Annotated in this window: 15 protein-coding genes, 1 tRNA gene and 1 pseudogene; 8 read left to right on the top strand and 9 right to left on the bottom strand. The window is 65.3% G+C overall.

Features of this window, described 5'->3' with window-relative positions:
• Position 1 precedes the first annotated feature (1 nt).
• Positions 2 to 1,477, bottom strand: a complete 1,476-nt coding sequence (gene ccoN, locus ACVWWW_RS10345; protein WP_081671953.1) for a cytochrome-c oxidase, cbb3-type subunit I — start codon at positions 1,475 to 1,477, stop codon at positions 2 to 4.
• Positions 1,478 to 1,778: 301 nt separating this feature from the next.
• Between ccoN and ACVWWW_RS10340 the strand changes: the two genes are divergently transcribed.
• From ACVWWW_RS10340 to ACVWWW_RS10330, 3 genes are all read left to right on the top strand, one after another.
• Positions 1,779 to 2,474, top strand: a complete 696-nt coding sequence (locus ACVWWW_RS10340; protein WP_027082112.1) for an alpha/beta fold hydrolase — start codon at positions 1,779 to 1,781, stop codon at positions 2,472 to 2,474.
• Positions 2,475 to 2,510: 36 nt separating this feature from the next.
• The gene (locus ACVWWW_RS10335) at positions 2,511 to 2,840 is read left to right on the top strand and encodes a hypothetical protein (RefSeq protein ID WP_027082113.1); all 330 of its coding nucleotides are present in this window, start codon (positions 2,511 to 2,513) and stop codon (positions 2,838 to 2,840) included.
• A gap of 65 nt (positions 2,841 to 2,905) precedes the next feature.
• Positions 2,906 to 4,525 carry an FMN-binding glutamate synthase family protein gene (locus tag ACVWWW_RS10330; protein ID WP_027082114.1) on the top strand — a complete coding sequence of 540 codons (1,620 nt, stop codon included), beginning with the start codon at positions 2,906 to 2,908 and terminating at the stop codon, positions 4,523 to 4,525.
• Between the two features lie 3 nt (positions 4,526 to 4,528).
• Here the strand turns inward: ACVWWW_RS10330 and ACVWWW_RS10325 are convergent, their stop codons facing one another.
• Positions 4,529 to 4,891: an arsenate reductase family protein gene (locus tag ACVWWW_RS10325; protein WP_027082115.1), complete on the bottom strand. Its 363-nt coding sequence runs from the start codon at positions 4,889 to 4,891 to the stop codon at positions 4,529 to 4,531.
• Positions 4,892 to 4,997: 106 nt separating this feature from the next.
• Here ACVWWW_RS10325 and ku point away from each other — a divergent pair, with 106 nt between their 5' ends.
• The gene (gene ku / locus ACVWWW_RS10320) at positions 4,998 to 5,888 is read left to right on the top strand and encodes a non-homologous end joining protein Ku (RefSeq protein WP_027082116.1); all 891 of its coding nucleotides are present in this window, start codon (positions 4,998 to 5,000) and stop codon (positions 5,886 to 5,888) included.
• A 3-nt stretch (positions 5,889 to 5,891) separates the two neighbouring features.
• On the top strand, positions 5,892 to 8,612 hold the full coding sequence (ligD, locus tag ACVWWW_RS10315) for a DNA ligase D (RefSeq protein WP_036141371.1): 2,721 nt from the start codon (positions 5,892 to 5,894) through the stop codon (positions 8,610 to 8,612).
• A 131-nt stretch (positions 8,613 to 8,743) separates the two neighbouring features.
• Here the strand turns inward: ligD and ACVWWW_RS10310 are convergent, their stop codons facing one another.
• On the bottom strand, positions 8,744 to 9,151 hold the full coding sequence (locus ACVWWW_RS10310) for a hypothetical protein (RefSeq protein WP_155914151.1): 408 nt from the start codon (positions 9,149 to 9,151) through the stop codon (positions 8,744 to 8,746).
• 433 nt (positions 9,152 to 9,584) lie between these two features.
• On the opposite strand from ACVWWW_RS10310, the gene ACVWWW_RS10305 reads away from it, so the two are divergent.
• On the top strand, positions 9,585 to 11,396 hold the full coding sequence (locus tag ACVWWW_RS10305) for a BON domain-containing protein (RefSeq protein ID WP_051234783.1): 1,812 nt from the start codon (positions 9,585 to 9,587) through the stop codon (positions 11,394 to 11,396).
• A 55-nt stretch (positions 11,397 to 11,451) separates the two neighbouring features.
• Here ACVWWW_RS10305 and ACVWWW_RS10300 read toward each other — a convergent pair whose 3' ends face one another.
• From ACVWWW_RS10300 to ACVWWW_RS10280, 5 genes and pseudogenes are all read right to left on the bottom strand, one after another.
• A complete protein-coding gene (locus ACVWWW_RS10300; RefSeq protein WP_155914153.1) occupies positions 11,452 to 11,676 on the bottom strand; it encodes a hypothetical protein in 225 nt (74 codons plus the stop codon).
• Positions 11,669 to 13,021, bottom strand: a complete 1,353-nt coding sequence (locus tag ACVWWW_RS10295; protein ID WP_027082117.1) for a sigma-54-dependent transcriptional regulator — start codon at positions 13,019 to 13,021, stop codon at positions 11,669 to 11,671. The genes ACVWWW_RS10300 and ACVWWW_RS10295 overlap by 8 nt, the downstream gene beginning before the upstream one ends.
• 412 nt (positions 13,022 to 13,433) lie before the next feature.
• Positions 13,434 to 13,916, bottom strand: coding sequence for an FG-GAP repeat domain-containing protein (locus ACVWWW_RS10290; protein ID WP_456998688.1), 483 nt, complete (start codon positions 13,914 to 13,916; stop codon positions 13,434 to 13,436).
• Positions 13,917 to 13,989: 73 nt separating this feature from the next.
• Positions 13,990 to 16,476: pseudogene (locus ACVWWW_RS10285) on the bottom strand (DUF7948 domain-containing protein); the annotation flags it as partial.
• Positions 16,477 to 16,631: 155 nt separating this feature from the next.
• Positions 16,632 to 16,706 (bottom strand) — tRNA-Val (locus tag ACVWWW_RS10280).
• Between the two features lie 180 nt (positions 16,707 to 16,886).
• On the opposite strand from ACVWWW_RS10280, the gene fabA reads away from it, so the two are divergent.
• Both fabA and ACVWWW_RS10270 read left to right on the top strand, forming a co-directional pair.
• On the top strand, positions 16,887 to 17,402 hold the full coding sequence (gene fabA / locus ACVWWW_RS10275) for a 3-hydroxyacyl-[acyl-carrier-protein] dehydratase FabA (protein WP_027082119.1): 516 nt from the start codon (positions 16,887 to 16,889) through the stop codon (positions 17,400 to 17,402).
• On the top strand, positions 17,402 to 18,616 hold the full coding sequence (locus ACVWWW_RS10270) for a beta-ketoacyl synthase N-terminal-like domain-containing protein (protein ID WP_027082120.1): 1,215 nt from the start codon (positions 17,402 to 17,404) through the stop codon (positions 18,614 to 18,616). Before fabA ends, ACVWWW_RS10270 begins: the two co-directional genes overlap by 1 nt.
• An 8-nt stretch (positions 18,617 to 18,624) precedes the next feature.
• On the opposite strand, the gene ACVWWW_RS10265 is transcribed toward ACVWWW_RS10270, so the two are convergent.
• Positions 18,625 to 19,563 (bottom strand): restriction endonuclease, encoded by a 939-nt coding sequence (locus ACVWWW_RS10265; protein ID WP_027082121.1) that lies wholly within the window; start codon positions 19,561 to 19,563, stop codon positions 18,625 to 18,627.
• Between the last annotated feature and the right edge of the window lie 18 nt (positions 19,564 to 19,581).

Here is a 19,581-nt window from a genome sequence, read left to right as displayed (position 1 = left end):
CTCAGGCGCTCGCCGGCTGCAGCAGTGGCAGGGCGGCAGCCTCACGGCCGACCGCGAGCGTCTTCAGCACGTTCCAGGCCATCAGGAACATGCCGCTGAGCACCAGCAGGCCGCCGCCGAGGCGGATCAGGTAGTAGGGATAGGTCGCGTTGAGTGCTTCGACGAAGCTGTAGGTGAGCGTTCCGTCGGGGTTGGTCGCGCGCCACATCAGGCCCTGCGTCAGGCCGGCGATCCACATCGCGACGATGTAGAACACGACACCGACGGTGTGCAGCCAGAAGTGCGTGTCGATCGCGCGCGTCGAATACATCTTCTCGGCGCCGACCAGCTTGGGCAGCATCGCGTAGATCGAACCGACGCTGATCATCGCCACCCAGCCGAGTGCGCCGGCATGCACGTGACCGATCGTCCAGTCGGTGTAATGCGAGAGCGAGTTGACCGTCTTGATCGACATCATCGGCCCCTCGAACGTGCTCATCATGTAGAAACTGAGCGAGACGATGAGGAACTTGAGGATCGGGTCGGTGCGCAACTTATGCCACACGCCCGACAACGTCATGATGCCGTTGATGGCGCCGCCCCATGACGGCGCGAGCAGGATCAGCGAGAACACCATGCCGAGGCTCTGCGCCCAGTCCGGCAGCGCGGTGTACTGCAGATGGTGCGGGCCGGCCCACATGTAGACGGCGATCAGCGCCCAGAAGTGCACGATCGAAAGTCGATACGAATAGATCGGGCGTTGTGCCTGCTTCGGAACGAAGTAGTACATCATCCCGAGGAAGCCGGCGGTCAGGAAGAAACCGACCGCGTTGTGGCCGTACCACCACTGCACCATCGCATCGACGGTACCGCTGTACACGCTGTACGACTTGAACGCGCCGGCCGGGATCGCGATGTTGTTGACGATGTGCAGCAGCGCGACGGCGATGATGAAGCTGCCGTAGAACCAGTTCGCGACGTAGATGTGCGGCGTCTTGCGCTTGGTGATCGTGCCGAAGAACAGCACGCCGTACGCGATCCACACGACGGCGATCAGGATGTCGATCGGCCATTCCAGCTCGGCGTATTCCTTGCCCTGCGTGAGTCCCATCGGCAGCGTGATTGCGGCCGACACGATGACGAGCTGCCAACCCCAGAACACGAACGCGGCGAGCCTGTCGGAAATAAGCCGTACGCCGCAGGTGCGCTGCACCACATGCAGGCTGGTCGCCATCAACGCTGACCCGCCGAACGCGAAGATCACCGCGTTCGTATGCAGCGGACGCAGGCGACCGTAGCTGAGCCACGGAATGCCGTGGCCGATGTCGGGCCAGTACAGCTGCGCCGCGATGAACGCACCGACGGCCATGCCGACGATGCCCCACAGCACGGTCGCCAGCGAAAACTGGACGACGACGCGGTCGTTGTAGCCCGACGCAGACGGCGGGCGGGGTGCGCGCGTCGCAGCCGACGCGGGCAGGGCAGCGGGATCAGCCATGGCGGGGCCTTCCGGGAAGGGAATCGCGAGTCATGGCGCGAATTCTCGGCATCGGCCGCTGGCCGGACTTGATCGGGATCAAGTCCGGTGGGTGACATGCGACGGACGCGGATCGGACCTGCGTCGGATGAGCCTGCTGCGGGCCCGACCGGACTTCGCAGTGGACGCCGCGCGGACGGGCCGCCCGTCATGACGCGCCGCGTCATTCCCTTTCGTACAGCAGGCGACGTCGCCGTGCATCGCTACGGTCGCGCTTGGAGTCGATACCCGGCGCAGTGCCGGCAGCTCCTCGGGAGTGGACATGCGTCTTGCCGGAAGAATGCTCGTCGTTGCGTTCGCGCTTCTCTTCGCCAGCGGCACGCAGGCGGCGTGTCGCGACTCCGTCGTGCTCGTGCACGGCAACACAGGTTCGCCATCGGACTTCAATGCGACGTACAACGAACTGATCGCGCGAGGCTACACGTCGTCGCAGATCTTCCGCCCGAGCTGGGGCAGCAAGACCTGCGCGGCCTGCAACGATCACGACGGCAGCGAGGAGACGCCGGTGGTCAATGCGCTGGTCGACGCTGCGGCCGCATCGTGCACCGGCAAGATCGACGTGATCGGCCATTCGATGGGCGCGACGCTCGCCGCGCGCGAGATCTATCGCAACGGCCTGGCGTCGCGCGTCGATGCATTCATCGGTATCGCGGGCGCATTCCGCGGGCTGTGGTCGTGTGGCACGTACCCGTACAACGTCGCGACGGCGACGTGCGGCTACTACGGGCTGTCGGTGTCCAGCCCGATGCTCAACGGCCTGTACGGCAAGCGCTTCGGCTCGCGCATGTACTCGATCAAGTCATATGCCGATGAGGTCGTGTGCTATGGCGGCATCTGCACGGTCAACGGCGTGCACTCGTCGTCGATCTGGAACGAGAACGCGAGCTACACGTACATCTACGGTCATTACGGGCTGCTCTGGTACACCGCGGCCAAGCAGGTCGACCTGATCCAGTAAACGCGTCGACGACCCGCGGCCATGCAGGCTGTCGCCATGGTCCAGCCTGCTTCGCCCGTTGCGGTCACGCCGGACGGCCGCTACATCGTCGTAAGGGGACGGCTGTGGCGTCGTCCCGATCCGGCCCTGACGGATGAGGAACGCGAACGCCTCACGCATGCGCTGATGGATGCGCGTCGCGATGTGCGGCGTGCGCTCGCCAGCGGTGACGGCGCGGCCGAAAAGCTCGCGCGCCAACAGGTGCACGCGGCGAAAGTGGCGCTGGGTGAGCGTGGCGACGTCTGGTGGGACGACGGCAGCCCCGACTTCAACCGCCGCCTTGCGCGAAACACGCCGTACGCCGGCTGGTATTCGTCGCTGGAATAGCCCGGAGCCGGCGAACACGGCCGTCCACCCGCCACCCGGTATGCTCCGCGCAACCAGGAGGCCGCATGCGCTACTCGCTCTACATCGCCGTCATGGCGGCGACGTTGTTCGCCATCGGTTGGTTCGTAGTCGTGCACGAGGGCGTTATTGCCGTCGCGATCCTGCTGCCGCTGGCCGTACTCGGCACGGTCGACATCCTGCAGACGCGCAGCGCGTTGCGGCACAACTATCCGTTGCTGGCGCACTTCCGCTACGGGCTGGAAGCGATCGGCCCGGAGATGCGGCAGTACTTCATCGAGGCCGATACCGCCGAGGTGCCGTTCTCGCGACAGGAGCGTGCGCTGGCCTACCAGCGATCGAAATCGGTGCTCGACACGCGCCCGTTCGGCACGCTGCAGGACATCTACGGCACGCAGTACGAATGGATCAACCATTCGCTGCAGCCGTCGGAATACATGGAGCACGACTTCCGCATCACCATCGGCGAAGGGCGTGCGCAGCCCTATTCGGCGAGCGTGTTCAACATCTCGGCGATGAGTTTCGGCTCGCTGTCGGCCAACGCCATCCGCGCGCTCAACAAGGGCGCGAAGCTCGGCGGCTTCTATCACGACACCGGCGAAGGCTCGATCTCGCCGTACCACCGCGAGTTCGGCGGTGATCTCGTGTGGGAAGTCGCGTCCGGTTATTTCGGCTGCCGCAACGACGACGGGACTTTCAGCGAGGAGAAATTCTCGGCGGCTGCGGCCGATCCGCAGGTGCGCATGATCGAGGTCAAGCTGTCGCAGGGCGCCAAGCCCGGCCACGGCGGCGTGCTGCCGGGCGCGAAGGTGACGCCGGAGATCGCGGTGACGCGCGGCGTGCCGGTGGGCGTCGACTGCGTGTCGCCGGCGCGCCATTCCACGTTCGACTCGCCGAAGGGCCTGCTGGAATTTGTTGACCGCCTGCGCACGCTGTCGGGCGGCAAGCCGTCGGGCTTCAAGCTGGCAATCGGCCACCCGTGGGAGTGGTTCGGCATAGCCAAGGCCATGCACGAGACCGGGCTGGTGCCGGATTTCATCGTCGTCGACGGTGCGGAAGGCGGTACCGGCGCGGCACCGGCGGAGTTCATCGACCACGTCGGCGTGCCGATGCACGAGGCCTTGATCCTCGTGCACAACACGCTGGTCGGCCTCGGCCTGCGCGACCGCATCCGCATTGGTGCAGCCGGTCGCGTCATCAGCGGCTTCGACATCGCGAAGACGATGGCGATGGGCGCCGACTGGTGCAATGCCGCGCGCGGCTACATGTTCGCGATCGGCTGCATCCAGTCGCAGAGCTGCCACACAGACCGCTGCCCAACAGGCGTTGCCACGCAGGACCCGAAACGCTGGAAGGGGCTGGACGTCGCCGACAAGTCCACGCGCGTCGCGCACTTCCACGACAACACGCTCAAAGCACTGCGCGACCTCATTTGCGCGGCCGGTCTGCGTCATCCCGGCGAGCTGGGGCCGGAGCACATCCTGCGCCGCATCTCGCCGACCGAAGTGCGTTCGCTCGCTGCGATCTACAACTTCCTCGAGCCCGGCGCGCTGCTGCAGGGCGTGCCGCCGCATGCCGTCTTCCAGCAGTACTGGGAGGACGCGCGCAGTGACTCATTCGCGCCGCCCTCGCGTGTGGCCGCGCTGCGGACCAGCAAGCTGATCTGAGCGTCAGCGTTCGTCGAACAGCTCGAGCACGCGTTCGGGCGGACGGCCGATGACTGCGCGGTCGCCGCGTACGAGGATCGGCCGTTCGATGAGTTCGGGATGCGCGGCCATCGCTGCGATGAGCGCGTCGTCGCTGCTGGTGTCGTCGAGCCCGGCCGTCGCATAGGCCGCTTCGCTGCTGCGCATGAGCGCGCGAACGTCACCGCCGGTCAGGCGGACAATCTCGCGAAGCTGCGCTGCGTCCAGCGGCTGTAGCGTCAGGTCGACGACGTCCGGCTCGATGCCGCGTGCACGCAGCAGTTCCAGCGCGCCCGCGCATTTCGAGCAACTGGACTTGTTGTGGAACAGCACGGGTCGGTCGGACATTCGCGTTTTCCTTCGATTAACGGCCGACGCCATTATCGCGCGGCCGCTTCACCCGATGCGGACGCCGGCTGCGCGACGTTTCCGTAAACCGCTGGAGACACGTCCCATGGCGAGGCCCATCTGGACCGGCTCGATTTCGTTCGGCCTGCTCAACATTCCGATCCAGTTGATGTCGGGCGAGCGCCGCACCGACATCCATTTCCGCATGCTCGATTCGCGCAACAACGCGCCGATCCGCTATGAGCGCGTCAACGCCGAAACCGGCGAGGAAGTGCCGTGGAAGGAGATCGTCAAGGCGTACGAGTTCTCCAAGGACAATTACGTCATCCTCAAGCCCGAGGATATCGAGCGCGCGGCGACTGAGAACCACGAAACGATCGCGATCGAGTCGTTCGTCGATGCCAAGTCAATCTCCATGTCCTACATCGAGAAGCCCTACATCCTCGTGCCCGGCAAGAAGGCGGAGAAGGGCTACGTGCTGCTGCGCGAAGTGCTGAAGAAGAACGGCCGCGTCGGTATCGGCCGCGTCGTCATCCGCACCCGCGAATACCTCTGCATGCTGGTACCGCAGGGTGATGCGTTGATGCTGATGTTGATGCGCTTCCCGCAGGAGCTGGTCGACGTGTCGGAGTACGAGCTGCCGTCCGGCAGTGCGCGCGCCTGGCACGTCACGCCGCGCGAGATGGAAATGGCCGAGATGCTGATGGAGTCGATGACCGACGAGTTCGCGCCGGCCGACTACAAAGACGAGTTCCGCGAGAAGCTGTCGCAGGTCATCAAGGAACGCATCAAGCAGAAGCACACGACCGAGATCGAGGACGACAAGGACGACGACGATGCGGAAACCGCGACCAACGTCGTCGACTTCATGTCGCTGCTGAAGAAGAGCCTGGACAAGAAGGGCGGCTCGGCGACCAAGGCCACCAAGAAGACCTCGCGCGCTGCGACCAAGACACCCGCAAAGCCCAAGAAGCGGGCGACGAAGAAGCGGGCCTGACGCATGGGCCTGCAGGAATACAACCGCAAGCGCGAGTTCTCCCGCACGCCGGAGCCCAAGGGCGAGGCGCCGCGGCGTCGCGGCGGGCCGCTGTCGTTCGTCGTGCAGCTGCACCACGCACGTGCGCGGCACTACGACTTCCGATTGGAGATCGACGGCGTCCTGCGCAGCTGGGCGGTGCCGCGCGGGCCGTCGTTCCGTCCCGGCGAGAAGCGCCTCGCCGTCGAGACCGAAGACCATCCGCTGACCTATTCGCACTTCCAGGGCCTGATTCCCGAAGGCGAGTACGGCGCCGGCCACATGGCCATCTTCGACCATGGCACGTGGATCCCGGATGGCGACCTGCATGAGGCGCTGCGCAAGGGGCGCATCGATTTCGCGATGGATGGCACGCGGCTCAAAGGCCGCTGGACGCTGATCCGCACGCACCAGAAGGGCAAGCGCGCGCAGTGGATGCTGCTCAAGCGCACCGACGAATACGCCGCCGACCTCGAGGCGGACGACCTCATCGGCGAGCTTCCGCCGCCGCCGCCCGATGCACCCGGCGCGTCGACACGCGAAGGCCTCGAAATCCGCGCCCGCAAGGGCTTCGACACGGAGCGCGCCATGCCTACGAAGAAGTCGGCGTCGACACGCGGTGCCACGGCGAAGCGCGCCGTAGCGAAGAAGGCGGCCGCTCGCAGTGTCGCAGCACCTGCCAAGCGGGCGAGCGCAACGCGCGATCTCGCCGGCGTCAAGCGCGTCGCGAAGAAGCTCGCGGACGGCAACAAGTTCCCGCTCGGCGAATTCGTCCAGCCCATGCTGACGGTGTCGTCGGAAAACGCACCCGCCGGCGACGAGTGGTTGCACGAATGGAAGTGGGACGGCTACCGGCTGATCGGGCAGAGCGGACGCTCGCCGATGCTGTGGTCGCGCAACGGGATTCCGTGGAACGAACGCGCGCCCGAGCTTCTTAAACTGCTGCGCGAGTTCGGCACGACGGCGGTGTTCGACGGTGAACTGATCGCGGTGGACAAGAACGGTTACAGCGACTTCAACGCGCTGCAGAAGGCGCTGTCCGAAAAAGACGCGAGCAACATGCGTTACGTGATCTTCGACCTTCTCGCGGTCGACGGGCAGGATTTGCGCGATGCACCGTTGATCGAACGCAAGGCGCTGCTCGAAGAGCTGCTCAAGGGCGCCGACCCGCGGCTGTTCTACAGCTCGCACATCGTCGGCCGCGGCCCTGAAGTGTTCGATGCGGCGCGCGAACGGGGCATGGAAGGCATCATCAGCAAGCGCATCAATTCGACGTATGTCGACGCGCGATCGGCCGAGTGGCTGAAGGTCAAGACGTCGGAGACCAAGGACTTCGTCGTCGTGGGTTACACGCCGCCCAAGGGCTCGCGGCAGGGCCTCGGTGCGCTGATGCTCGGCCAGTATCGCGACCGCACGCTGGTGTACGCCGGCCGCGTCGGTTCGGGCATGAACAACGATTTCCTGCTTGATCTGATCAAGCGACTCAAGACGCTCGAGATCGCGGAGCCGGTGGTCGAGATTCCCAAACACGTGCCTCTGCCGAAAGGCCGCATCCATTGGGTGAAACCGAAGACGGTGGTCGAAGTCTTCTTCCGCGGCTGGGGCAAGGAAGGACTGGTGCGGCAGGCATCGTTCCATCGCCTGCGCGACGACAAGCCGGCGACGCCGGAAGCATTGGAGCAGCCCGAGACCATGCCAACGACCAAACGCGCGACGTCGAAGTCGGCCGCTACGGCGAAGAAGGCCGCGGCGAAGAAGGTTGCTGCGACGCCCGCGGCCAGGAAGGCGGTCGCGAAGAAAACCGCAGCGCGGAAGACGGCGAAGCGCGCGACGGCGAAGATCGATCTCGACACATCGAACCTGCCGAACCTCAGCAGTCCCGATCGCGAGGTGTATCCGGCGCAGGGCTATACCAAGCAGGACGTGTGGGACTACTACCTCGCCGCGGCGCCGCAGCTGCTCGAGGACATCGGCGGTCGGCTGCTGTCGATCGTGCGCTGCCCGGATGGCATCCAGGGCCAGCACTTTTTCCAGAAGCACGTGAAGCATGGTTTCAGCGACGCGGTGAAGTCCTTCACGATCACCGAAAACGATGGCGACAAGGCCGACTACTTCTACGTCGACAGCGTCGAAGGCCTGATGTCGCTGGTGCAGATGAATGCGATCGAGCTGCATCCCTGGGGTTCGCGCATCGATTCGATCGAACAGCCGGATCGAATCGTGTTCGACCTCGATCCCGATCCGTCGATCGAATGGCCGCAGATACGCGCGGCTGCGAAGGAAGTGCGCGATCGCCTTCTCGACGCCGGGCTCGAGTCGTATCCGAAGTTGTCGGGCGGCAAGGGCGTGCACGTGGTCGTGCCGCTGCAGCCGCAGGCGGATTGGGAGGACGCGCGTCGCTTCTGCGAAGCGTTCGCCGATGCGATGGAGCGCCAGTCGCCCGATCGATATGTCGCGACGATGAGCAAGGCGAAGCGCAAGGGCCGCATCTTCATCGACTGGTTGCGCAACGGGCGCGGTGCCACCAGTGTCGCGGCCTGGTCGCTGCGTGCACGCGACGGCGCACCCGTTGCGGTGCCGGTGACGTGGGCGGAGTTGTCGCGTGCGAAGAGTCCGGCGCGCTACACGCTGGCCGATGCTGCGAAGCGTGAGCTTCCCGACGAAGCGCGGGATGTGATCGCGCGGGCGAAGCCTTTGCCGGTGTGATCGGAGGCGATGCGATCGCGCCCCGTCACGGGCGCGGTTGCATCGTCGTCTCCAAGCAAACATCGCAATAACGACGCGCAATAAAAAACGGCGGCCGAGGGCCGCCGTCGAGGTCGACTGCTGCGTAGCTGTTACGGGGTTGGCGGCGTGGTCGACGAGCTGCCGTTGTTCTGCTGGTTCGCGTCCGTGCCGGTCGTGCCGGTGCCGGTACCCGTGCCGGTCGTACCCGTCGTGCCGCTACCCGTACCCGTGCCGGTGCCCGTACCAGCGCCCGTGGTGTCGGTGCCCGTGCCGGTCATGCCGGTGCCGGTTCCAGTGCCGGTGCCCGTACCGGACATATCGGACGACGTACCCGTCGTGCCGGTCGCGGTGCCCGTGGTGTCGGTGCCGCTCATGGTGCCGCCGGTGGTGTCGGTCGCCGGCGCGGTCGCCGTCGTATCCGCACCTGCGGCCGTGGTGTTGGCGGACTGGTCGTCAGCGTCCTTGTGGCAAGCCGTCAGCATCAGCATGACGGCGGCGATGGCCAGAGTCTTCTTCATGGTCGTTTCTCGCTCGTGAGGGGGAGGGCCTCGCGGCCCCGTTGAACTCTCGCAAACCGTATGACAGCGCCGCGTCAAACGCGCGTGATCGCGATGTTTTTCGTCGCACGTCGCATGCAAGCGCACGCGCATGATTCAAAACGCGCAGTGCGAGCGAGTGCGGAAAAATATTCCCTCGGTCGAAACATGCGCAGAAACATCGCGTGAAAAAAGACGCGTCTACAGGCTCTGCAATTGGCATGGACCTTGCGCTCTTGGGTGCGTCGCTGTCAGGCGGCGAATTCCACGCGATCGAGATCCGAACACGGAGGACAGCTCAGTGCGTGATCAACAGTTGGGGCGCCAGATACGCGAAGTCGCGAACGATGTGATGCGACTCGGTGCGGAGGCGTTTAGCGCAAGTCGAAACTGGATCAACGAGAGGAAACAGGACATGCAGAACAACGAACACGGTCAACAGTCCAGCGGCCGCCAGGGCAGCCAGCAGGGCTACCAGTCCGAGAACTCGCAGGCGTCGCGCCAGGGCGCGGGCCGCGAGAGCGGGCAGTGGGAACCGGCGTACTCGAACCAGATGAATCAGGGTGAGATGTTCGGCCGCGGCAACCAGTACGGGCAGAGCAACTACGGCACATCCGACTACGGCCAGCAGAGTTCGCAGGGCCAGGGCTCGCGGCAGTTCGGACAGGGCCAGCAGTACGGCCAGCAGCATGGTTCGATGGGACAGGGTTACGGCTCGTCGCAGCAGTACGGGCAGGGCGGTTACGGCGGCTCGCAGCAGTCGCAGTACGGACAGGGTTCGCAGGGCTCGCAGGGCTACGGCTCGTCGCAGTACGGCTCGCAGGGTTCGTCGCAGCAGCGGCAGTCGCAGGGCTTCGGTGAGCAGCACGGCCGCACGCCGGGCTACGGCGCGTACGGCGGCGAAAGCCAGGGCTCCGGCGGCCGCTCATACGGACAGGGCTACGGTTCGGGCTCCGGTTCCGAATACGGTTCGCAGGGCAGCTACGCGCAGCAGTACGGCGGGCAGAACAGCAGCTACGGCCAGCAGGGCGGCGGCTTCGGCGGTGGCGATGCAAATCGCGACCGCGACTACCTCGTGGGCGGCTACGGCGCATCGCAGACGGGCGTGCACGGCGGTTACAGCAGCCCGTACATGCAGCACGAGTCCAGCTTCAACAGCTGGCGCGGGCAGGGCGACTACGGTTCGACGCAGATGTCGGGCCAGGGTTCGTCGCAGCAGTACGGCCAGGGCGGTTCGAGCGGATCGCAGCAGTACGGACAAGGCTCGTCGCAGCAGTACGGGCATAGCGGTTACGGCGGCTCGCAGCAGTCGCAGCACGGCTCGCAGGGTTCGCAGCAGGGCTATGGCTCGTCGCAGCAGTACGGGCAGGGTTCGCAGGGCTACGGCCAGCAGGGCAACGGCTTCGGTTCGTCGCAGTACGGCACGGGCCAGTCACAGTTCTCCGGCAGCCGCGGTTACGGCGACGGCGGTTACTCGAACCGTTCGCAGTCCACGTTCTCGGGCGACAGCCAGTCGCAGTACAACCAGGGCTCCGGCTCGTCGCAGTTCGCGCAGGGCAGCCAGGGCGGCATGTACGGCTACGGCCAGCAGTCGCAGGGCGGACAACAGCAGTCGCAGCGCGGCCGCGGCCCGAAGAACTACGTGCGTTCGGACGAACGCATCATCGATGACCTCAACGAGCGCCTGTCGAGCGCGCACGACATCGATGTGTCGGACGTTGAAGTGCGTTCGGAAGGCGGCAAGGTGGTACTGGAAGGCAACGTCGACCAGCGCTGGATGAAGCACCGCATCGAGGACATCGCCGAGTCGTGCGCCGGCGTGCGTGACATCGACAACCGCATCCGCGTGACGTCGGGCTCGCAGTCGCAGTCCCAGTCGCAGGGCCGTTCGCAGTCGTCCGCCCAATCGTCCGGCCAGTCCGCGGCGATCCAGGGCGGGCAGAGCAGCTCGCAGTCGTCGCTGACCGGTAGCTCGGGTTCGTCGTCGCTGTCGGGATCGCAGTCGTCGCAATCCAGCAGCGACCAGTCGAAGTCCGCAAGTGGTCAGTCCGGTTCGTCGGCAAGTGGCTCGCAGTCGTCTTCCTCGGAAGGCGACGAGGCGACACGTCAGGCCGGTGGTTCGAGCGCGGCAGGCGGATCGGGAGCAGCGGGTTCGTCCGGCTCGACCGCGTCGACGTCGTCCACGCAGAAGAAGGACGGCGGTGCATCGCGTTCTTCCCCGCACTGAAGCTGATGCGTGACGGAAAAGGCCCGCTTTCGCGGGCCTTTTTCTTTGCGTCGGCTCAACCCGGAAGCGGCATCTGTTGCAGCAACTCGATGCAGCGCTGCCCGGATTCTTCGGCGCGCGCCATGTTGAGCATCGCCGCGTGCAAGTCGCCGATCTCGATCATGCGACGCGCCGCGGCGGTCGCCATCGTCAGTGCATTCACTTCGTTCGAGATGTCGTGTCGCCAGCGCACGGCGGGATGGGGCGCTGGCGGTGGATACGGCGGAAACGGCTCAGACATGCGGCATGGCGGTCTCGCCCGACACGGCGAGTCGCGCAAGCTGGTTGTGGATGGTGCGCACGCTGACGCCGAGGATGCGCGCCGCTTCGGTCTTGTCGCCATCGACCTTCGCTAGCGTCTTCGTCAGCATTTCGCGCTCGACATCGGCGTAGCTCATGCCGACGTGGAAGACGATGCTGCTGTCGTCCTGATGCAATGGAATTGCACGACGGCCGAGCGTCGGAATGCGCACCAGCGGGCCATCGCTCAGCAGGTACGCGCGCTGCACGACGCTGCGGAGCTCGCGGATATTGCCCGGCCAACCATGGCGCATCAGCATGCGCTCGGCGTCGTGTGCGAGTTGCTTGACCTGACCGTGCTCCGCGTTGAGTCGTTCGACGAACACGTTGGCAAGCAACACCACGTCGTCGCCACGTGCACGCAACGGCGGAAGCGCCATCACGAAGTCGGCAAGGCGGTAATAGAGATCCTCGCGCAGCACGCCCTGCTCGATGCTCTGGATCGGGTCGCGATTCGTCGCCGCGACGATGCGCACGTCGACCGGAATCGTTTCGCTGCCACCGACGCGCGTGATCTCGCCGGTTTCCAGTACGCGCAGTAGGTAGACCTGCAACGCGGGCGGCATCTCGGTGATTTCGTCGAGGAACAACGTGCCGCGATTCGCCTGCTCGAAGTAACCGACGTGGCGCTGCTGCGCACCGGTGAAGCTGCCGCGCTCGTGGCCGAACAGATGGCTCGCGAGAAGATCGGGTGCGATCGCGCCGCAATTGACCGCGACGAACGCGCCGCGTCGATGGCTGCGCTCGTGCACGGCGCGCGCGACGAGCTCCTTGCCGGTGCCGCTCTCGCCGGTGATCAGCACCGACACGCGCGTCTGCGCCACGCGCTCGAGGTCGGCTGCGAGCTGACGGATCGCCTCGCACTCGCCGATGATGCCGTCGGGCCGCGCGCCGGCAATCTGCGCGAGCGCACGCGCCGACGCCTGGCTCAGCAGTGACTCGAACTGCTGCGGGCACAGCGGCTTGATCAGGTAGTCGAGGACCGGCAATCCCACCGCGCGGCGGGCGGTCTCGAGCGACGTTTCACCGGTCATCAGCGCGATGCGGCTGTGCTCGCGCGCGTCGAGCTCGGCAAGCAGGTCGAACGCGGTACCGTCCGGCAGGGTCACGTCGAGCATGGTGAGGTCGCTCATGCCGCGGCCCATGGCACGGCGCGATTCCTCGAGCGAATGCGCGATGGAGGTCTGGAAGCCGTGCGCACGCGCGAAATCGGCGGCAGCGGAAGCGAACGTGGCATCGTCATCGACGATGAGTACGGAGGGCTGCAGCTGCTGCGCGTCGGCCATGACAGGTCCCGTGAATCCAATCCGCGGGAGGCTAGACGCGATCCGGTTAACGTCACGTCAGAAGGTGAAGGCTTTGCTAAGCCGTGAAATATGTGCACAACCGGCCGTCGGCGCCCTGGAGACGTCTATTGGCCTACACCCGATTGCCTGGCTACCGCCGCAGTTTGCCGGTTCGCGCGGGCGCACGCGTCGTACGCCGCCCCAGTGCGCGCGGCTGTGCAAGGCTGAAGTAGCGGAAGCGCAACCGACCAGTCCATTGCGGAGTGGACTGGCGCCGCGTTCTGGTCAAGTGCTGCCGTAGAGGCACTACGGATCGAGCCAGCAGTCGTGGGCACGGAAGCGGGGGTAGCGGGCTCCTGAGGCTGGCACGCGCTACAACAGATGGCGACAGCGAGCAGAGTCGAAGCGCGCATTAGAAGTTGCGACCGGAAACCACATCCCAGTGTGAGGGCGGATAAGCCCCGATGGCCTCGGCGGCGAAGTCCGAGCCCCCTAGGCCGCGCCAAAGCCACAGTTCACTACGGTCGGTGCTGCGCCACACGACGTCCGCGAACGAATCGCCATCGAAATCCCCGGTCTCTACAACTTCATAGCGTGCGGCGACAGATTTAGACCCGACAGCGGTCCGGGTCCGCCCCGCCATCGTCCACCAATCGACGCGCTCGGCCGTTGCGCTTTGCCAGATTATGTCCGAACGTCCGTCGTTGTCGGCGTCTGCAATCCCGACGACTTCCCAATCGGACGCGGGATAAGAATCGACCCACTCGACCGCAAAGTCGGCTCCCGTGCTGGTCCACTCCCAAAGCTGCGATCGTCCGTCGTCCTTCCAAAGGATGTCGGCGCGCCCGTCGCCGTTGAAGTCGCCCAAGCCCGCGACCGAATAGATCGAAGACACGTACTTCGAGCGATACTCGACTGATCTGGGTTCCCTGCATTGTCCACCAGTCGACCTGCTCGAGCTGCTTGTTGCGCCACAGGATGTCAGCGCGCCCGTCACCGTTGAAGTCGGCGCAACCTGCGATCGTCCAGCCCGCAGGAGGGTACTCGCGTATCCACTTCACGTCGTAACCGCTTTGCGTACCTGCGTTACTGAGCCACGCCCATAATTCCGTGTTGTTGTCGTCGCGCCAGAGAATGTCCAAACGCCCGTCCCCGTTGAAATCTGCGGTTCCGGCGACGCGGTACTTCGGATTGACGGCCCACGAACCAACGCTCTTCAGCGACGATCCGCTCATGTGCCAGATGTCGACTTGGCCGGCCGTCGTGCTATGCCACACAATGTCCGACTTCCGGTCGCCGTTCCTGTCGGCCGCGCGTCGTGCGCTTGGGGCGATGCGGGTCAGGAAGTTGCTGAAAGCGCCGCGCGGCGTCTTCTGATAAGCCCGCGTCGTCATGAGGTCGACGGATCCCGTATCTCCTGCGAGCAACAGAGTTCCGTCGGGGGCGAGCGCAACGTCCTGCCCGTAGTCGTAAACGCTTCCACCGAAAAACGTGCTCCAGAGCAAGGCGCGTCCGTTTGACGAGATCTTGCTTACGAACGCGTCCCCGCCCCCGCCCAAGGCCGCCTGAATCGGCCCGATCAGCGGAAAACTTGTCGATGGTGACTCGGTGTTCCCGCTGACAATAGCGTTGCCTGAGCCGTCGACGACCAGTCCATGCACTTGCTCGATGCGTGTCCCGCCGAGGTAAGTGCTAAAGATGAGTTGCTTGCCATCGGCCGAAAAGCGCGAGATGAACGCGTCGGATTCGCCGCCGAACTTTGCCTGCAGCGCATTGACTATTGGGAAACTGCCGATGTTCGTGGGGAACGACCCGGCGGAGGATGTGTTTCCCGCCACGTAGATCGTCCCGTCGGGTCCGAGGGCGATGGTGCGGGCTTCGTCGGACGATCCCCCACCGAGGTAGCTCGCAAAAACTGTCGCCGTCCCACTTGCGTTTAGCTTGGCGACGAACGCGTCGGGGCAGATCCCACCCGTATACGGAACGCAAGCCGAAGGGGTCGTTTGATATCCGCCTTGTGCTGGCAGGTCCGCCGACACCGTGTGCCCGGCAATGTATGCCGCACCTTGGTTATCTAAGGTCAACGCGAATAGCGTGTCATCACCACTTCCACCGAATAGCGTGCTCGAAGCGATGGTCCGGCCATCAGCTTGGAAGCGCGTCACGAAAGCGTCCTTCCCGAACACTTGGGTTCGACTAGCGCCTGAAGTGACGGGGAAGTTGCTGGAGTACGTGCTACCGGCGACTACTACGCTACCACTTGCATCGATAGCAACTGCGCTTGCACCGTCGGCTGACGATCCACCGAGAAAACTGCTGTACACCAATGCGCCAGAGGGATCGAGCTTGGCAAAGAAGGCATCGTAATTATTGGCGCCGTTAACGATGTTGATCGTGTTCTGATAAGCGTTCTTCAACGGGAAATTTGGAGAATTGGTATCGCCCACGACGTATGCATTGCCGGCGCGGTCGACGGCAATGTCATACGCGTGGTCGATCCCGGTACCGCCGAGGTACGTGCTGTAGATGAGCCGCGTGCCTGTCGGATCGAACTTTGTTACCGTCACGTCGCACGCGCCGCCGCTGGTCGACTGTATCGGCGACACGGTCGGAAAGTCGGTCGACCGCGTGCAGCCCGCGATGTATATACTGCCCGCGGAATCTGTGGCCATTGCCTCCGTATAGTCGTCGTCGCTACCGTCAAAGTAGGTGCTCGACAGGACGACCGGGTCGATGACAAGAGGCCGTGACGCATCGAACGCGCCTACCTCGAAGCCGACGAGGTGTCCGACGAGCCTGAAACCTACCGATACCGGGATGCGCACGCCGTCAACCACCTGGAAGGCAAACGGTTTGGCATGTGTGAGCACGCGCGCTGGTGTCCCGAGGCCAAGGCGACCCTCCGCATCGATCCAGACGCGGCGTGCTTCAGGGAACCGCATCAGGATTTGGGACGCATTTCCACCCGGACGGACTTCAAAATCATACTCGAGCTGGCCTTGCGCCAATCGGTAGACCAAGTCGATGCCGGTGTAGGCGTCAGGTTGCCGCAGTTGGTCGAAGCGGGGCACGTTGGCTGCGTGAAGCTGCCTCGGCCCGCCCAGATAATAGTTTGAGGCCGAGACGGACGGTTCGTCGCCGACGATTTTTGTCGGCAAACGCGCGCCTGCCAGACGCAAGCTGACTGGCGCCGGCGACCCGCCCCTGGCCTTGATGAGAAAACCGTCCGAGACGATTTCGGCCACATAGCTAGGCGTGCGTGCGACGAATCGAACGTCGCTCGGCGTATCGGCAACCTGTCCGACGCTAGGTTCGAAAGCTGTAGGGGCGAGGGATCCGTGCGCGCGTGCCTTGGCCGCCAGTTCGGACGACGGCTTCAAACTGCAGCTAGCAAGGCAAGCGATGGCGACCGTTACTAAAATCGCCCGATGGCCCTTCGCGGCCAATAAGTTCATGTTCGTCCCCTAACAGCGCCCCCGCGCCGAGACGGAACTTTAACAGGCAGTGGGCGCAGGGTCACATTTCACGGCCGAACGCGGCGCGGTGGCTTCCGCTTACTCGCAAATGCTGCAAACGACGAAGCCGCCCGGAGGCGGCTTCGTGATCGATCTGGTGGGCGGTGCAGGGTTCGAACCTGCGACCCTTGCCGTGTGAAGGCAATGCTCTACCGCTGAGCTAACCGCCCGGGGCCGCGCAGTATAAGGGCCGCCCGCGGACTCGCCAAGCCTTCGCGCCGGTTTCACGTCGCCGCGCGGCCGTCGCGTGCAGGCTGCGCGGATCGCGTTCCACCTCCACCCTACGGCTGCGCACTGAGAAGATCACGCGGCAGCCGCTAGACTCGCCCGCTTTCCCCCGCGCCATACCGATGACCCGTCCTTCTTCCTTCGACCGCGACCAGCTGCTGGCCTGTGCGCGCGGCGAAATGTTCGGCCCCGGCAACGCCAAGCTGCCCGCGCCACCGATGCTCATGTTCGACCGCATCACCGAAATTTCGGAGACCGGCGGTCGCAACGGCAAGGGCGTGATCCGCGCCGAGCTCGACATCAATCCCGACCTCTGGTTCTTCGGCTGCCACTTCCTCGGCGACCCGGTCATGCCGGGCTGCCTCGGCGTCGACGCCATGTGGCAGCTCGCGGGCTTCTACCTGCCGTGGCTCGGCGAACCCGGCCGTGGCCGCGCACTCGGCGTTGGCGAGGTCAAGTTCAGCGGTCAGGTGCTGCCGGATGCGAAGGTCGTGTCGTACGAGATCGACATCCGACGCGTGATGCGCGGCAAGCTCGCGCTGGTGATCGCCGACGGCCGCACGTATGTCGACGGCCGCGAGATCTACGTCGCGAAGGATCTGCGCGTCGGCCTGTTCGGATCGACGGAGGGCTTCTGATGCATCGCGTCGTCGTTACCGGCATGGGCCTGACGTCGTGCCTCGGGCGCGAGCTCGACACGGTGTCCGAGTCGCTGCGCGAAGGACGCGCCGGCATCCGCTACATCCCCGAATACGAAACGCTTGGCATGCGCGCCCGCGTCGCAGGCGACCCCGCCATCGACCTCGACGCGATCATCGACCGCAAGCTGCGCCGCTTCATGGGCGACGCCGCGGGCCATGCGTACGTCGCGTCGATGGACGCGCTCGCGCACGCGGGTCTCGGCCCCGATGCGCTGCGCACGCCGCGTGCGGGTGCGATCGCGGGCTCCGGTGGCGGTTCCGCGCAGTGGCAGATCGAAACCGGCGACCTTCTCAAAACCAAGGGCGTGCGTCGCATCGGCCCGTACATGGTGCCGCGCACGATGTGCTCGACCGTGTCGGCCGCGCTCGCAACGGGCTTCGGCATCCAGGGCGTCAGCTATTCGATTTCCGCCGCCTGCGCCACGTCCGCGCATTGCATCGGCGTCGCGGCCGACATGATCCGCCACGGCATGCAGGACATCATGCTCGCGGGCGGTGGCGAAGAATTGCATTGGGGCATGACCTCGCAGTTCGACGCGATGGGTGCGCTGTCGACCTCGTTCAACGACACGCCCGAACGCGCGTCGCGTCCGTACGACGCCGATCGCGATGGCTTCGTCATTGCGGGCGGCGGCGGCATGTTCGTGCTCGAGTCGCTGGAGCATGCGCAGGCGCGCGGCGCTCCGATCGTCGCCGAGCTGATCGGTTATGGCGTGACGTCGGACGGCGTGGACATGGTCGCGCCGTCCGGCGAGGGCGCGGTGCGCTGCATGCGCATGGCGCTGACGGGCGTCGATCGCCCGATCGATTACCTCAATACGCACGGCACCTCGACGCCGGTCGGTGACATCACCGAGTTGCAGGCCGTGCGCGAAGTGTTCGGTGACGGGATTCCGCCGCTGTCGTCGACCAAGGCATTGAGCGGTCACTCGCTCGGTGCGGCGAGCGTGCACGAGGCGATCTATTCGCTGCTGATGATGCGCGACGGCTTCATGGCCGCGTCGTACAACATCTCGAACCTCGACGAGCGCGCGGCGGGCTATCCGATCCTGCGTGAAACCCAGTCGGCGCAGCTGCGTACCGTGATGTCGAACAGCTTCGGCTTCGGCGGCACCAACGCGTGCCTGGTGTTCTCGCGCTTCGAAGGCTGATGGCGTAGTCAGTAGACCGCGCACTGCATGAAACGCACCGGTCGGGCGCTGCCCGCCGGGCTCTGGATCTGCAGTCGCGACGAGCGCAGAAGCTCGTGGCGCTTCATGACGCCGCAGATCACGTCGTCCGTTGCCACGGCCGGATCGTTGAGGAAGACCTGCAGCGTCGAGCGCGTCGACCACAGCGTCTTGTCCACGCCGGGTAGCTTGCGGATCTCGTCGACGATCGCTTCGCGTTCCTCGTCCTCGGTCATCGGCGCAACAGGCGTCGGGACGGTGCTGAGCGCCGCGTGCGGCGTGGTGCGAGCAGTCGTCGTCGCCACGGAAGAGCCCGACGACTCTTCGTCGTCACCGACCACGCGGCTCAGGCCGAAACCCAGCGCGAAACCAACGACGACGGAGATCGCGAGCGCGGTGCCCGTCGAGCGCAACGCACGTGCACGGGCACGCGAAGCGACTTCGCTATGCACGCTGCCGGGAAGCAACGGGCCGACGAGCTTCCACAGCTCCGTGCCGTCGACCAGTTCGATGTTCGGTGCGACGAGGCGTGCGTCCGGCTCGACGCGACCCGGCGTCACGATCACGCCGCCGGCTGCATTGACGTTGCGGACGGAGCGCGCGAATTCCTCGGCGGCGGCGCGCGTCACGACATGGTTGACGCCCTGACGGCAGATCAGGATCCACGGGCGGCCATCGCGATAGATGTGCACTTCGCCCTGCGAGCCGCGCGCGGCCTGCTGTTCGGTGGTCTCGCGTTCGAAGCCCGAGCCGCCCAGCGCATCAACCACCAGGTTCGACAGCTCGCGCCAGCGCATGCCCGAGAGGATCGCGAGCCCTTCGGCGGCGTCGAAGCGGGCCAGCCCGACCTTCCAGATCCAGCCGATCCAGCCCGCCGCGACGATCAGGGCGAGCACGACTCCGGTGATCAGGGCAATGGCTGCAGACATGGGCGAGGGTGTGGTTCC

Source organism: Lysobacter sp. HA18 (assembly GCF_054057595.1).
Note: the sequence above shows the minus strand (reverse complement) of the source record. Positions and strands in the feature narration are given on the sequence as shown.

Coding starts and splice junctions, on each gene's coding strand:
- ccoN (WP_081671953.1), bottom strand. CDS start 1,477: ATGGCTGATCCCGCTGCCCTGCCCGCGTCGGCTGCGACGCGCGCACCC.
- ACVWWW_RS10340 (WP_027082112.1), top strand. CDS start 1,779: ATGCGTCTTGCCGGAAGAATGCTCGTCGTTGCGTTCGCGCTTCTCTTC.
- ACVWWW_RS10335 (WP_027082113.1), top strand. CDS start 2,511: ATGGTCCAGCCTGCTTCGCCCGTTGCGGTCACGCCGGACGGCCGCTAC.
- ACVWWW_RS10330 (WP_027082114.1), top strand. CDS start 2,906: ATGCGCTACTCGCTCTACATCGCCGTCATGGCGGCGACGTTGTTCGCC.
- ACVWWW_RS10325 (WP_027082115.1), bottom strand. CDS start 4,891: ATGTCCGACCGACCCGTGCTGTTCCACAACAAGTCCAGTTGCTCGAAA.
- ku (WP_027082116.1), top strand. CDS start 4,998: ATGGCGAGGCCCATCTGGACCGGCTCGATTTCGTTCGGCCTGCTCAAC.
- ligD (WP_036141371.1), top strand. CDS start 5,892: ATGGGCCTGCAGGAATACAACCGCAAGCGCGAGTTCTCCCGCACGCCG.
- ACVWWW_RS10310 (WP_155914151.1), bottom strand. CDS start 9,151: ATGAAGAAGACTCTGGCCATCGCCGCCGTCATGCTGATGCTGACGGCT.
- ACVWWW_RS10305 (WP_051234783.1), top strand. CDS start 9,585: ATGCAGAACAACGAACACGGTCAACAGTCCAGCGGCCGCCAGGGCAGC.
- ACVWWW_RS10300 (WP_155914153.1), bottom strand. CDS start 11,676: ATGTCTGAGCCGTTTCCGCCGTATCCACCGCCAGCGCCCCATCCCGCC.
- ACVWWW_RS10295 (WP_027082117.1), bottom strand. CDS start 13,021: ATGGCCGACGCGCAGCAGCTGCAGCCCTCCGTACTCATCGTCGATGAC.
- fabA (WP_027082119.1), top strand. CDS start 16,887: ATGACCCGTCCTTCTTCCTTCGACCGCGACCAGCTGCTGGCCTGTGCG.
- ACVWWW_RS10270 (WP_027082120.1), top strand. CDS start 17,402: ATGCATCGCGTCGTCGTTACCGGCATGGGCCTGACGTCGTGCCTCGGG.
- ACVWWW_RS10265 (WP_027082121.1), bottom strand. CDS start 19,563: ATGTCTGCAGCCATTGCCCTGATCACCGGAGTCGTGCTCGCCCTGATC.